15 protein-coding genes and 1 tRNA gene are annotated in these 13,427 nt (G+C 68.1%); 11 read left to right on the top strand and 5 right to left on the bottom strand.

What is annotated here, in order from left to right; translation table 11 throughout:
* Position 1 precedes the first annotated feature (1 nt).
* From DFR72_RS15065 to DFR72_RS15025, 10 genes are all read left to right on the top strand, one after another.
* Positions 2-475, top strand: coding sequence for an SMI1/KNR4 family protein (locus DFR72_RS15065; RefSeq protein ID WP_211335431.1), 474 nt, complete (start codon positions 2-4; stop codon positions 473-475).
* Positions 476-529: 54 nt separating this feature from the next.
* Positions 530-1,129, top strand: coding sequence for a DUF4129 domain-containing protein (locus DFR72_RS15060; RefSeq protein ID WP_090065545.1), 600 nt, complete (start codon positions 530-532; stop codon positions 1,127-1,129).
* The gene (locus DFR72_RS15055; protein ID WP_090065546.1) at positions 1,126-1,476 is read left to right on the top strand and encodes a hypothetical protein; all 351 of its coding nucleotides are present in this window, start codon (positions 1,126-1,128) and stop codon (positions 1,474-1,476) included. Before DFR72_RS15060 ends, DFR72_RS15055 begins: the two co-directional genes overlap by 4 nt.
* Positions 1,473-2,414, top strand: a complete 942-nt coding sequence (locus DFR72_RS15050) for an AAA family ATPase (protein WP_090065547.1) — start codon at positions 1,473-1,475, stop codon at positions 2,412-2,414. Before DFR72_RS15055 ends, DFR72_RS15050 begins: the two co-directional genes overlap by 4 nt.
* The gene (locus DFR72_RS15045) at positions 2,411-3,640 is read left to right on the top strand and encodes a DUF58 domain-containing protein (RefSeq protein WP_090065548.1); all 1,230 of its coding nucleotides are present in this window, start codon (positions 2,411-2,413) and stop codon (positions 3,638-3,640) included. Before DFR72_RS15050 ends, DFR72_RS15045 begins: the two co-directional genes overlap by 4 nt.
* Positions 3,634-4,095 (top strand): hypothetical protein, encoded by a 462-nt coding sequence (locus tag DFR72_RS15040; protein WP_090065549.1) that lies wholly within the window; start codon positions 3,634-3,636, stop codon positions 4,093-4,095. Before DFR72_RS15045 ends, DFR72_RS15040 begins: the two co-directional genes overlap by 7 nt.
* Before the next feature lie 142 nt (positions 4,096-4,237).
* Entirely contained in the window at positions 4,238-5,563 is a 1,326-nt protein-coding gene (locus DFR72_RS15035; protein WP_090065550.1) for an NAD(P)/FAD-dependent oxidoreductase, read from the top strand.
* Positions 5,564-5,828: 265 nt separating this feature from the next.
* Positions 5,829-5,951, top strand: a complete 123-nt coding sequence (locus DFR72_RS47495) for a hypothetical protein (RefSeq protein WP_256238980.1) — start codon at positions 5,829-5,831, stop codon at positions 5,949-5,951.
* The gene (locus DFR72_RS15030) at positions 5,948-7,051 is read left to right on the top strand and encodes an ATP-grasp domain-containing protein (RefSeq protein WP_245982961.1); all 1,104 of its coding nucleotides are present in this window, start codon (positions 5,948-5,950) and stop codon (positions 7,049-7,051) included. The genes DFR72_RS47495 and DFR72_RS15030 overlap by 4 nt, the downstream gene beginning before the upstream one ends.
* Positions 7,052-7,169: 118 nt before the next feature.
* Positions 7,170-7,246: transfer RNA gene (locus DFR72_RS15025), tRNA-Leu, on the top strand.
* A 283-nt stretch (positions 7,247-7,529) separates the two neighbouring features.
* Here DFR72_RS15025 and DFR72_RS15020 read toward each other — a convergent pair.
* From DFR72_RS15020 to DFR72_RS15005, 4 genes are all read right to left on the bottom strand, one after another.
* On the bottom strand, positions 7,530-8,993 hold the full coding sequence (locus DFR72_RS15020; RefSeq protein ID WP_090065551.1) for a toll/interleukin-1 receptor domain-containing protein: 1,464 nt from the start codon (positions 8,991-8,993) through the stop codon (positions 7,530-7,532).
* A 37-nt stretch (positions 8,994-9,030) separates the two neighbouring features.
* Positions 9,031-9,843 carry an HD domain-containing protein gene (locus DFR72_RS15015; RefSeq protein WP_245982959.1) on the bottom strand — a complete coding sequence of 271 codons (813 nt, stop codon included), beginning with the start codon at positions 9,841-9,843 and terminating at the stop codon, positions 9,031-9,033.
* An 84-nt stretch (positions 9,844-9,927) separates the two neighbouring features.
* Positions 9,928-10,611, bottom strand: coding sequence for an SDR family NAD(P)-dependent oxidoreductase (locus DFR72_RS15010; protein WP_090065553.1), 684 nt, complete (start codon positions 10,609-10,611; stop codon positions 9,928-9,930).
* The gene (locus DFR72_RS15005) at positions 10,608-11,348 is read right to left on the bottom strand and encodes an inositol monophosphatase family protein (RefSeq protein WP_211335430.1); all 741 of its coding nucleotides are present in this window, start codon (positions 11,346-11,348) and stop codon (positions 10,608-10,610) included. The genes DFR72_RS15010 and DFR72_RS15005 overlap by 4 nt, the downstream gene beginning before the upstream one ends.
* Positions 11,349-11,464: 116 nt before the next feature.
* On the opposite strand from DFR72_RS15005, the gene DFR72_RS15000 reads away from it, so the two are divergent.
* Complete coding sequence (locus DFR72_RS15000; RefSeq protein ID WP_177224542.1) at positions 11,465-12,310, top strand: SGNH/GDSL hydrolase family protein; 846 nt, start codon at positions 11,465-11,467, stop codon at positions 12,308-12,310.
* Here the strand turns inward: DFR72_RS15000 and DFR72_RS14995 are convergent.
* Entirely contained in the window at positions 12,264-13,412 is a 1,149-nt protein-coding gene (locus DFR72_RS14995) for a PucR family transcriptional regulator (RefSeq protein ID WP_090065555.1), read from the bottom strand. The two genes, DFR72_RS15000 and DFR72_RS14995, sit on opposite strands and share 47 nt — an antisense overlap.
* Positions 13,413-13,427: the final 15 nt, after the last annotated feature.

Here is a 13,427-nt window from a genome sequence, read left to right as displayed (position 1 = left end):
CGTGGAGTTCTGGACCGAGGACAGCTACGGCATGCAGGCACCGCTCACCGACGACGCCGTCCGCGAGGCCGAGGCGGTGCTGGGCGTGCGGCTGCCTGACGCGTTGCTGGAGCTGCTGCGCGTGCAGAACGGCGGCGGCGTCGTGGCCGGGCGGTCCGCGTTCCCGACGAGTGAGCCGACCTCGTGGGCCCCGAACCACGCGCCGTTCGACAGCCTGATGGGCATCGGGACGGCGGAGCGCACCACGTCGTTGCTCGACACGCCCTACCTGGTGCGGGAGTGGGGGCTGCCGTCGCCCGTCGTGCTGCTGACCGGGGACGGCCACTGGTGGATCGCTCTCGACTACCGGACGTGCGGGGCGACCGGTGAGCCGTCGGTCGTGTGGCTCGACGCCGACGACGAGTGGGAGCTGCCACTGGCCCCCGACCTCCGGACGTTCCTCGACGGCCTGGTGCCCGCCGAGTCGTTCGACTAGCGAGTTGGCCGAAGGATCATCCGAACCCCGCCGGCCCGTGCAAGGCTGACCGGCATGAGGTGGTGGCGCGCGGGGGTGGCGGTGGCGGCGTTGCTGATCGTCGTCGTCGCTGCCGGTGGCACGTCGCCGATCACGTTCGTCGACCGGCTCGACGACCGCCCGCCGCCGCAGGACGTCGAGGCGCAGCTGGACGTTCCGCTGCCGAACGAGCTGCCCGGCGTGTTCGCCGTGCCGCTCACCGCGTACCTGGTGCTGCTCGCCGGGCTCGTCCTGTTCGGACTGATCGGGATCGTCCTGGCGTTCGAGCTGCCCCGCTGGCGCCGCCGCCGAGGTGTGCGCGGCGTGGAGGTCGAGGGCGCCGAGTTCGGGGAGTCCGCGGTGGTGGCGCGCGTCGAGAAGGCGTTGCAGCAGTTCACCGAGCACCCGAACCGGCCGCCGCGCGACGCCGTGATCGCCGCCTGGCTCGCGCTCGAAGCCGCCGAGGAACGCCTGCCGCACCAGACGCCCACCGAGTTCACCGAGAAGCTCGGCGTGGACGCGGTGGTGCTCAAGGACCTCTACCAACGCGCACGGTTCGGGCACGAGGACGTGACGGCCGCGCAAGCCGAGCAGGCACGGCAAGAGCTGAGCCGCATCGTCCGGGAGCTCGCATGAAGACCGTGCTGGCACTGGCGGCCGGGGTGGTCATCGGCGTCGTGATCTGGCTGCTCGGCGCCCCGCCGGCGTGGGCCGCGGCACTCGCCGTGCCGCCCACCGCGTTCGGCGTGCTGGTCACGAGGCTGCCGCGGGCCACCGACATCGTCTGGAGCTCGGCACCGCCGCCGCCCGGGTCGATCAGCACCGCGCTCGCCAGCACGCTCGCGAGCAGGCTCACCGAGGCGGCGGAGGACCCGAGGCGCTACCAGGAGCGGTTCCGCGCCCGGCTCGCACGACTGGGGATCGAGGCGTCCGAGATGCCGGATCCGGAACAACTCGCGGAGAGGCTCAGGAGGGTCGAGTGACCATTTCGCAGGAGGCCAAGGCGGTCCTCGACGAGATCGGCCAGGTCGTCGTCGGACGCACCCGCACGCTGCGGCTCGCGCTCGCGGCCGTGCTGGCGGGCGGGCACGTGCTGCTGGAGGACGTGCCGGGCCTGGGCAAGACGCTGATCGCGCGGTCGCTCGCGCAGGCGCTCAGCCTCGACTTCCGCCGCCTGCAGTGCACACCGGACCTGCTGCCCGCGGACGTCACCGGGTCGTTCCTCTACGACCCCGGCAGCCGCGAGTTCGAGTTCCACCAGGGGCCGGTGTTCGCCGGGCTGCTGCTCGCCGACGAGATCAACCGCACGCCGCCGAAGACGCAGTCCGCGTTGCTGGAGGCCATGCAGGAGCGGCAGGTGACGGTCGAGGGGCGCACGTTCCCGCTGCCCAGGCCGTTCCACGTGCTCGCGACCTCGAACCCCGTCGAGTACGAGGGCACCTACCCGTTGCCCGAGGCGCAGCTCGACCGGTTCCTGGTGCGGCTCGACATCGGGTACCCGCCGCCGGAGGAGGAGGTCGAGGTCCTGCGCCGCCGGCTCGCGCGGCAGCGGGAGGACGCCGAGGTGGCGCCGGTGCTCGCCCCCGGCAGGCTCGCCGAGCTGCAGGCCGAGCTCGAACGGACCACAGTGGACGACGATCTCCTGCGGTACTGCGTCGATCTCGCGGTCGCCACGCGCAACCACTCCTCGGTCGAGGTCGGCGCGTCACCCCGAGGCGCGCAGGGACTCGTGCTCGTCGCCCGCGCACTGGCCACTTTGGACGATCGTGCGTACGTGACGCCCGAGGACGTCAAGGAGTGCGCTGTCTCCGTGCTGGCGCACCGGCTCGTGATGAAGCCCGAGACGTGGACGTCCGGCGTGAACGGCGTGCAGGTCGTCACCGAGCTGCTCGGCAAGGTTCCGGGCCCGCCCAGCTCATGAGCAGGGCGGACAAGATCAGGGAGGCGTTCGCCCAGTCGCACGGCGCGCACTGGCACCCGACGGACGCGTACACGCGCGCCGTCTGGCTGGGCGTCGGGCTCGTCGTCGGCGGGATGTTCCTGCACCAGGTCGAACTGGTGCTGTTCGGCGTGCCGCTGGTCCTGTCCGTGCTGCTCACCCACACACCCCGCGGCACACCGAAGGTCGACGTCCGTCCCGTGCCGCGCGGAGCGGGCATGGGCGTCGTGCACACGGTCGCGCACCTCGACGGCGCGGACGCGGAGATCGCGGTGGTCAAGCTGCCGGGTGGAGCCCGCGCGGTGCCGGCGCACTCGCCGGACCTGCCGGTCGAGATCCGGCGCGACGCGTGGGGTCCCGGTGTCGACCTGCGGCTGGACCACCTGTTCGCCGGACCGGACGGCATGCACGTCTACGGGCCGATCGTGGGCGTCGAGCACGTCCGCACGATCCTGCCGCCGGTCGAGCACCACCCGTCCGGACCGCTCCCGCCCCGGCCCGCCGGGCTGGTCGGCATCCACCGCTCACCCCGCGCCGGCGACTCGACCGAACTGCGCGACATCAGGGCGTTCCAGCCGGGGGACAGGCTCAAGCGCATCGACTGGCGCGTCACGACCCGCACCGGCACCGTGCACGTCCGCGAACGGCACGCCGAGGCCGACGCGGAGATCGTGCTGGCCCTGGACACCCGCGCGGACGTCGGCGCGGACGTGGCGGACTGGGCCTCTCCCCACTACGGGGCGACGACGCGGCCCGGCGGCAGCCTCGACCGGGCGGTGCGGCTGGCGGCGTCGATGGCCGCGGGCTACTTGCGCCAAGGCGACCGGGTGGCGTTGACGGACCTGTCCCGGCCGCAGCTCAACGTGCGGTCCGGCGTCGGGCGGCGGCACCTGATGCGCATCCGCACGCAGCTCGTCGTGTGCGTGCAGGCCGCCGGGTGGTCGTCGAGGGTGGCGTTGCGCAGGCTGCCGCACGGGAGCGTGGTCGTGCTGCTGTCGCCGTTCCTCGACGACGACGTCGCGGAACTGGCCGTGCAGACGCGCAAGCACGGGCACGTCGTACTGGCGATCAACACGCTGCCGATGCCGCTGGAACCCGACGCGGAGACGCCGTGGGGTGAGGTCGCGGCCGAGATGATCGCCGCGGAGCACCGGCTGCGGCTGCGGCGCATGGCCGAGCACGGGGTGGCGGTGACGCGCGAATGCTGATGCGCCTGGCGGTCGTGCTCGCGGCGTTGCCCGTGGCGCTGGTCCTGCACCTGGAGTCCTCGTCGATCGCGCCGCTGCTGATCGTCACCGTGCTGACGGCGCTCACCGCGCTGATGCCGGGGAGCGCCGGGGCGGCGTTGCTGATCGGCTACGCGGCGGTGGCGATGGCGTTCGCCGACGGGCACCCGTTGCGGCTCGGAGTGCTAGTTCTGATTCCGGCGCTGCACCTCATTCACGTGACGTCCGCGCTCGCTGCGGTCGTTCCGGTGAAAACGAGGATCGAGCCCGCTGCGCTGAAAGCACCAGCGCGCCGGTTCGCCATTGTCCAAGTGATCACATTCGCCCTCACGGCCTTCGCCGCGTTCGTCCCATCGGGTACCGGCATCGGGCTCGTGGAAGTGCTCGGACTGGGCGCTCTGACGGTCGTGATCGGGGTCGTCGCGCTGAGGATCTGAATCGACACTCTCAGGGAGAACGGCTCGACTTCAGGTGGAGGCGCAGGTCAGCCGCGATCGTGTCCCGCATCACCCGGCGACGGTAGTCACAACGGCCCCTTCGGACGCGCGAAAAAGGGGGTCCTGGTGCGACCATGTGTGTATGGCTGCTGTGAAGTCGCACCCCACTCGGATTGTCATTGTCGGCGGTGGGTACGTCGGGATGTACACGGCTCTCGGACTGCAGAAGAAACTGCGCTCCGGTGAGGCGTCCGTGACGGTAATCGACCCGCAGCCGCACATGACCTACCAGCCCTTCCTGCCTGAGGCGGCGGCCGGCTCGATCGAGCCGCGCCACGTCGTCGCTCCACTGCGCAAGGTGCTCAAGCGCTGCCACGTCGTCACCGGCCGCGTCACCAAGATCGAGCACGCGCGCAAGATCGTGACCGCCGAGCTGTCGGACGGCCACGTCGAGGAGATCGAGTACGACGTGCTCGTCTCCGCGCTGGGTGCGATCTCACGCACGCTCCCGATCCCCGGCCTGGCCGAGGTCGGCATCGGCATGAAGACGATCGGCGAGGCGATCTACGTCCGCAACCACGTGCTGTCGCGCCTGGACCAGGCAGCGAGCACGAACAACGCGGACCTGCGCAAGAAGCTCCTGAGCTTCGTCGTCATCGGTGGTGGCTTCGCGGGCATCGAGACGCTCGCCGAGCTCGAGGACATGACGCGGTATGCGCTTCGGTACTACGAGGGCATCAAGCCCGAAGAGATGAACTGGGTCCTGGTCGAGGCCGCCGGGCGGATCATGCCCGAGGTGTCCGCCAAGCTCGGCGCGTGGACCGTCGAGGCGCTGGAGAAGCGCGGCATGAAGATCTACCTCGACACCCGCGTGAAGTCGCTCGAGGGCGGTCACGTCATCCTCGACGACGGCACCGAGTTCGACTCGGACACGATCATCTGGACCGCCGGCATGAAGGCGAACCCGGTGCTGCGCAACACGGACCTCCCGCTCGACGAGCGCGGCCGCGTCCGGTGCACCGCCGCCATGCAGGTCCAGGGTCTCGAAGGCGTGTGGGCCGCCGGTGACTGCTCCGCGGTGCCGGACCTCTCGCGCACCGAGGAGGACCCGACGGCGACGTGCGTGCCGAACGCGCAGCACGCCATCCGCCAGTCGAAGCTGCTGTCGAAGAACATCGTCGAGTCGCTGCGCGGCCAGCAGCCGAAGGACTACTTCCACAAGTACCTCGGCTCGGTCGCGGGCCTCGGTCTCTACAAGGGCGTGGCGGACGTGTTCGGCCTGCGCTTCAAGGGCGTGCCGGCGTGGTTCATGCACCGCAGCTACCACGTGGCGTTCATGCCGACCGTGAACCGCAAGCTCCGCGTGCTGATGGACTGGACGCAGGCGCTGTTCTACGGCCGCGAGATCGTGGCCCTGGGCCAGATCAACGACCCGAAGTCGGACTTCGATCGCGCAGTGCAGTCCTGAGGTTGTCGACACGAGCGTTTTCTCGTGTCGACAACCTCAAGAGGTGGCTTCTAGGAGTGACACAGAGACTCACTGTCTGTAAGTGACGCCGTGCCCCGGACGATCTCCTCGTTCGGGGCACTCGTCTGACTTGAGGGCGGAACTTGAGCGCCCAATCGGAGTAAGCTCCGAGGGTCGTCTTGACATTGCGTTACGTGTTTCGGAGACTACGGCTGGTGCATCACCTGAATGCGTGATTCGCCATGTGGGGAGAGAGGTGATCCCGATGTCTCTCGAGGAGCTGGCCGCACAGCTTCGTCGCGGTGAGATCGAGGACCCCGCGTTGGCGCAGTACGCCGCAGAGTACGCGCAGGCGGGGCAAGTTTTCCGCAGCAAGAAGGACGATTGAGCAGGTCGGCTGACGGGCGGGTGCCAGGTGCCCCGTCCGAGGCTGCCAGACCGCTGCTGCTGCAGGGTCAGGAATACCTCTTCCGCTCTCCGCCCAAGTGTCTGGACTTCCAGGAACAGGTCCACCGCCTCGGCATGGTCGACGAGGGCGACGGCAACCCGCAACCCTGCGTGCTCGTGCTGGCCCGCGCCGCCGACATGGAGATGAACGAACTCTCCATCGCCTTGGCGGAGCGCGGCATCCGCATGGCGCGAATCGACGCCGACCGCTGCGTGGACCTGCCCCTCACCGTCTACACCGACCAGCCCCTGGTCGAACTGGACCGCTGGCTGCTGCGCCCCCTGCTGGTCTGGCGCCGCCACTTCGAACTCTCCGCGGTCCCGGTAGAACCAGGCACCCTCGCCGGTGCCTACGCGGTCGACCAGTGGGCCTCAGTGGCCAACTGGCTGTCCTCACGCTCCGACTGGGCGCACGTGAACCCGTCCCGCTTCTCGACGCACCTGGACCGCCTGACGCAGCTCTCCGACGCGTCCACCTTCGGCCTGCGCGTACCGCGCACAGCCGTGACGACCCGCCCAGGCCGCACCCGCCCAGGAGGCGGCGCCTGCATCGTCAAAACGGCGGGCAGACACCTCCTGGAACCACGCCCGGGCGTACAACACGGCCTGTTCCCGCGCCCGTTGGAAACCTCCCGCGCCTCCGACGCCCCAGAACCGGCACCCGTGATCGTCCAGGAGTACGTGCCCTCCGAGACGGAACTCCGCGTGTTCGTCGTAGGCGAGCAGTGCCTGGCCTACCAGGTGGACAAGCTCGACCCGGCCCAACTCTGGGTGGACCCGGACGCGGTCCGCGTCACACCGACCACGGTCCCCGCGTCCCTCTCGGACAAACTCCTGGCGCTGGCCCGGCACTGGCGCGTCCAGGTGGCGGCGTTCGACCTGCTAGTGACCGGCGGTGACCACGTGTTCCTGGAGATCAACGTCAACTGCGACTGGCGCTGGTTCGAACACAGGGCAGGCGACAACAACGTCTCCACGGCCGTGCACGACTGGGTGGCGCTGCGCTTCAAGGAGCTGCTCGGCGCGGGGAGGGCACGCTGATGTTCGGGACCGTTCGACGCTTAGCCGGATGCTCGCTCTAGTCCAATTCGCTGGGCCGCTCGGGCGAGAAACGACCATCCGCTCACACAAGCCGACGATCAACGCCTAGGCTCACCGCGCCCCCGTAGCCCAATCGGTAGAGGCAGGTCCCTTAAAAGGATCACAGTACGGGTTCGAATCCCGTCGGGGGCACCAACAGAATCACCGCAGTACATGGTTCCTGATCAGGTATTTTGCGGCTCGTCCGTCTTGCCTCGCCGACCCGTTCGGCCGAGGTCGATACCTCTGATCGATGTGCGGAGAGTAGTCGGAGAGTAACCATAAGTCGATCACTCTCATCAAACTCGGCGACGCTGATGAGAGTGATCTTGGACGACTCTCGTCGCTGCAGGTCAAACTGCTTTCGATCGGACTCGAGCAGGTGCGATGATGTGATCTGTCCCGCCTTGAGCTGGCACATCGTCCACTGTGTTATTCGTCACGGTCGTCGACCGGCCTGGACCTTTCGCACCACGATGTCGGCGAACTCGCACGGCGACACCTTGTCTGCAGACAGGAAACCGATGGTCGGGTTCAGCCCGGGAACTTCGACGTTCTCCAGAAAATAAGGGAGAAGATAGCCCTGTCGCTGTTTATTCATTCGCGCCAGGACTGCCTTCCACTCCCAGTTGCCGGCCCAGTCGGACTTCAGGAAGGATCGAGACAGGATTGCAATGGCGAACCTACTCCGCTCGAAATATATATCCTGGAGCAAGATTGCGAGATCTTCTCCCAGTAGATCGTGTCTGAAGTCCGTGTCGAAGAAGACTCGCAATCCCGCTGCCACCAAGTGGTCCCGGATTTCTCTGGCCACAGCGCGATCGGGCCCGCCAAAGGAGATGACGACGTCAAATCTCTTGCGGGCGCTCATGCTCCGCATCGTGTTCTGGTATTCGGTTACATCCAAGCCGCTGGTCACTATGTCCCGCGCCAGGAGGTAGACGTTGAGCAGGGCCAGTGATGATGCCCATGAACTGGCTCTTCCAGGCGAGTGAGAAGGCCCCTTCCAGCCTGACTCCGTCCGATCGAAGGATTCAATCAGTCGGGCCGATATCTGGAAATTATGGCTCGACTGCACGCCGCCCCAGTGTCTTGTGCAAGCGTACAGAACGGGTGTCCAGGTAACTGAGTGCCAGCGAGGCTGGAGATCATTCTGTATGTACTTATCAGTCAAATGTAGATTTCCGGTCTCGTCGACCAGATCCGAGATCAGACGCGCCTTGTGGTCGAAATAGCGTGACACAGCCCTGTCGTCCAGCCTGCCCAGGCGGAATATTCTGTCCAGGGCGGAAACGGCGAGGGCTGCGTCGGCGATCGTTCCGTTGGTGGCAGATGCCACGTCAAGCAGGTAGTCGGCGGTGAGTCGTATCGACTCCTGGACATACTCGGCGTATGGGCCCTGAGTGCGGGACAGCTGCTCGAACAGCAAGACCGGGTAGAACGCGAAAACCGGATCATCGAAGTCACCGCGACGCAGTGGCCACGAACCGTCTGATCGATTCTGCAAGGCGAGCAGCCTGGTGAGTCCGTTGGCGAAGTTCGCTGAACGTAGAAACTGACCGGTGGAGTCCTTGGCGATGCCATGCAGAACCTGTGCGAGTGACCAGGATGTCGTGCCGTCGCCTGGATGCTCGTCATGCCCCCGCAGATGTCCCTCTGTGGTGAGCAGTGAGCAGCCCAGGCGGCGAACTCGCTGCCGCAGTCGAGCGGGAACGCAGGGGATGGAGACCACGCCGTTCAAGACGGCCCCAGCGGACGCGGAAGAATGCTGGCCGCGGCCGAATCGGCCGGCCTCGAATCTTCCGTTGTCGAGCATGCACCTGTTCAGCACTGAGAGGCAGACGTCCTGAAAAGAGCTGACGGCGAGAAGTTTCGAGGCGACATCATGAACTGCATGCAGCATGACGCTCCTTCAGCGGCAGGCTGAGCTCAGCTGTGGTCTAAGAGCGCGCTTCCCATTCGTTGAAGAACTGCTGCAGGTATCCCTCCATAAAAGTGTGCCGCTCGACTGCGAGATCCTTCGCCGTCTGTGTGTGCATGCGATCTTTCAGCAGGAGAAGCTTCTCGTAGAAGTGATTGATGCTCGTTCCCTGATGGCTCAGGTACTGCTCGGTCGTCGAATGGTGGGCGACAGCGGTTTCGGGATCGTGGATCGGACGATCCTTGGTGCCGCCATAAGCGAAACAGCGAGCAACGCCGATGGCGCCCACGGCATCCAGGCGGTCGGCGTCCTGCACGCACTTGCCTTCGATCGTCAGCGGTTTCGTTCGAGTTCCCGCTCCCTTGAACGAAATTCCGGCGATGTTGCGGGCCACGAGCTCGGCCAGATCCGGATCGGCGTCTTGTTCGAGAAGCCAGCGCCTTGCATCCAGGGCTCCCGACATTTCGTCTCCGGTGAATTTGAAGTCTTTTACGTCGTGGAGTGCCGCTATCAGTTCGACGGTCTGAAGATCCGCGCCCTCCGCTTCCGCCAGTCGCTGTGCCATCTTGAAGACGCGCATGACATGATGTGGATCATGGCCTGACGTATCACCGGCAAGTTGCTGGAACGCATAGTTCAAGGCAGCTGCGACGAGCGCCGTGGAGACGTCGACATCGGAAAGATACCGCGACTTCAAGTTTTTCATGCGCGAAGTCTGGCAGTTGGCCAGCTCTTGTCGCAAAGTGGAGGGAAGTTGCCAGGCGTGGTGGAATAAGATATCGAGATCGGTCTTCTTGGAATGTCCTGCCGGTGGCCAGTTTCTGCGATCCACTGCACAACCTGTTCAGCCGAACAGGTGAACCGACGTTCCGTCGAACTGAGGCCGTGTCAACGGCCGACGCATCGAGCGCTGTCGCTACCAGGTCGGGCGGGCCGTCACGCCTCCGTCCACCACCAGGTCGTGCCCGGTGATCCACCGGGCCATGTCCGAAGCCAGGAACACGCACGCGTCTCCGATGTCCTCCGGTGTCCCGAGACGGCCCAACGGCGCGGCGGCCTCCCACCGCGCCACACCGGAAGGCCACTGCTCCGCGATGCCCGGCCGCGCGATCAGGCCGGGCGACACCGTGTTCACGCGGATGCCGCGCCCGCCGTACTCCAAAGCCGCCGCACGCGCGTGCATGATCAGGCCCGCCTTCGAGACGGCGTAGTGGGCGTGGCCGGGGGCCGGGTGCGTGCCCTCGATCGACGCGATGTGCGTCACCGAGCCGCCGGCCGGCAGGTGCGCGACCGCTGCCTGGGTGACGGCGAACGGTGCCATCAGGTTGATGTCCATCACGGACTGCCATTGCGCGGACGTCATGTCGGGCAACGGTTCCACGGGCTGGATGCCGGCGTTGTTCACGACCGCGTCCAGTCTGCCGTGGCGGGCGAAAGCGTCGTCGACCACGCGCTGGGCCGACGTGCGCAGGTCGCCGTCGTCCGTGCCGGTGTGGTGCACGACCTGGGCGCCCGCGGCGGTGAAGCGGTCGACGATGCCGGCGCCGATGGTGCCGTGGCTGCCGGTGACCAGGACGACCTTGCCGCTGAGATCGATCACGAGACGATGCCCTTCACGCCCGAAGCCAACCAGTCGACGATCTCACCCCGGCCCGCCGCGAACGCGTTGGCCGCGATCTCGACGAACCTGCCGCCCGCCTCGCGGACCAGCACCGCGCCCGCCGCCGTGTCCCAGGGGAACACGCCGATGTTCGCCACGGCGTCCGCCCGGCCCGCCGCCACCCAGGCGAGCGACAGGGCCGTCGAGTAGACGCGGCGGACGTCCGCGATCTCCATCAGTTCGGCCAGCAGTTCCATCTCGCCCGAGTACGGGCTGCCGGGCAACGGGATGTCGGTCAGCACCAGAGGGCGCGGGCTCTCGGCGGGAGTGATCACCAGGCCGGTCGACCGGACGCTGAACGGCACGCCGTGAGCCGCGGTGAAGAGTTCGTCGCGGAACGGGTCGAGCACGCAGCCGGCCACCAGCACTCCGTCCACGGCCGCGGCCACCGAGATGCACGACAGGGGCAGGCCGCGCACGAAGTTCCGGGTGCCGTCGATGGGGTCGACGAACCAGGTGACCGCGGCCGTGGCCGACCCCAGTTCCTCGCCGACGACCGCCGAGCCGGGCGCGCCGGACACGAGCGCGGACCGCAGGAACGCCTCGACCTCGACGTCGGCGTTGCTGACCTGGTCGAAGTCGCCCTTGGCGGACACGTCGACCTCGACGGAGCGCAGCAGGGCGGCGGCGTCCACGCAGGACTGCGCGGCCAGCGAGAGGAGATCGGGAGGAGTCACGGGCCCATTGTGATCGGTCACAAACACGACCGGATGACTCTGGGCAGAGTCCTACCCGCGCCAGTGACCTGAGCCACCACGATGAGCTGACCTGACAACGACGTTGGAGGATCAGGATGCGAATCGTGGCCGGGTTGGCTGTCGTGGCGATGTTGGTCGCCGGAACAAGCACCGCACAGGCGGACACGCTCGACTACGTGGCGTTGGGGGACTCGGCGGCGGCCGGGCCGCTGATCCCGAACCAGGACCCCGCGCTGTGGTGCCTGCGCAGCAGCAACGACAACTACCCGCAGATCGCCGCGAAGCTCCTCAACGCGAAGCTCACCGACGTCACCTGTTCCGGGGCGAAGACGGACGACTTCGCCGGGCGGCAGTTCGGGTTCGTGGCGCCGCAGTACGACGCGCTGAAGTCCACGACGGACCTGGTGTCGATCACCATCGGCGGCAACGACGTGGGGCTCGTGCAGACGGCGCTCGGCTGCATCAACCTGCTGCCGGAACCCGTCGGGCTCTCCTGCAAGGCACGGCTCACGTCCGGTGGTGACCAGGTCGCCGCGGCCATCGCCCAGTGGGCACCGGAGTTCGGTGCGGCCCTCGACGAGGTCAAGCGGCGGGCACCGCACGCGAAGGTCCTCGTCACCGGCTACGGCACCTACATCCGGCCTGGCGGCTGCTACCCGGTCCAGCCGATCTGGGCCCGCGACGCCGACTACCTGCAGGGATCGGTGAACCTGCTCAGCGCGACCGCCAAGGCCGAGGCCGAGAAGCGCGGTGCGACCTACGTCGACCTCGCGGCCGCCAGCGTCGGGCACGACACGTGCGCCAAGCCTGCCGACCGGTACCTGGAGGGCCTGATCCCGACGACGATCGCGGCGCCGTTGCACCCGAACGCGGCGGGCATGGCGGCCTTCGGCGCTACGGTCGCGCGCGCCGCGCAGCAAGCGCAGCCGTCAAAAGCGTGACGTGCTCGATCCGCGTCGGGTCCAGTCCGGTCAGTTCCGCGACGCGCCGCAGCCGGTAGTCGACGGTGTTCGGGTGCACGTGCAGTTCGGAGGCGGCGGGGCGCCGGGAGCCCCGCCGCAGGTAGACCTCCAGCGTCTGCACCAGTTCGTCGGTCATGGGCGAGACGATCGCCGCCAACGGCTCCAAGGCGGCACTGGGCCGGGAGAGCTGGTACTCCAGCAGCACGTCGGTCAGCCGGTACAGGCCCGGTCCTGAGCCCCGTGCCACGAGAAGCACCTCGCGCGCGAGCACTGCGGCGGCCGCGACCCCGGAGGGTGGGGCTGCGACCGCCGCCACCGTCAACGGGACCCCGGACGCCCGCGTCACGTCGGCCACGATCCGTTCCAGCGGCAGGTCCTCGCCGGGCAGCAGCGCGAGGCCGCCGTCGGGGGTGAGCGACGACAGCACCGGCTCCCGGCTGTGCCGCTCGAGCTCGGCCCGCAACCGGCGCAGCTTGCGCCGCGAGGCGACCGCCGCGTCCACGCCCGCCAGCAGCTCGTCGGGATGCGGCGGCACTTCGAGTGCCAGCACCACGAAAGGTCCCGGCGCTTCAACGGTTCCGGCGAGCAGCCCGGTCAGCAGCGTGGCCCGCGCGGACCGCTCGTCGTCGAACATCGTCTGGCGCTCGTCGAGGTACCCGGCGCTCACCACGGGCGTCACGAGCTGCAGGTACCGCATCACCAGCGCGTTCAGGGCGAGCACGTCCGAGACCTCCTCCGGGCGCGCCTCGGGCACCAGCGTCTCCCACACGACCTGGATGCCCACGTGGTACGCCGTGAGCACCACGTCGATCGGCACGCCCTCCTCGGCGCGCCGTGCCGCCGACTCGCGCAGGAATGCCAGTTCTTCGGCGGAAGGCAGCTCACCGGAGGCCAGCACGGCCGCGAAGGCGCGCAAGGCGTGCTCGGTGACGCGGTGGATGTCGCCGGCGAGCTCCTCGGCGGGCAGTTGCGCGTACGCGGGCACGCGCTCCACCAGCGACGCGATCACCTGCCGCACGAACGACGGCATCTCGGCGGCGAGCCGCGCGGCCACCGGACGGCCTCCGATCACGTAGGACATCCCGTGATTGTGGCC

The organism is Lentzea flaviverrucosa (assembly GCF_003350445.1).
GTDB lineage: Bacteria > Actinomycetota > Actinomycetes > Mycobacteriales > Pseudonocardiaceae > Lentzea > Lentzea californiensis.
Note: the sequence above shows the minus strand (reverse complement) of the source record. Positions and strands in the feature narration are given on the sequence as shown.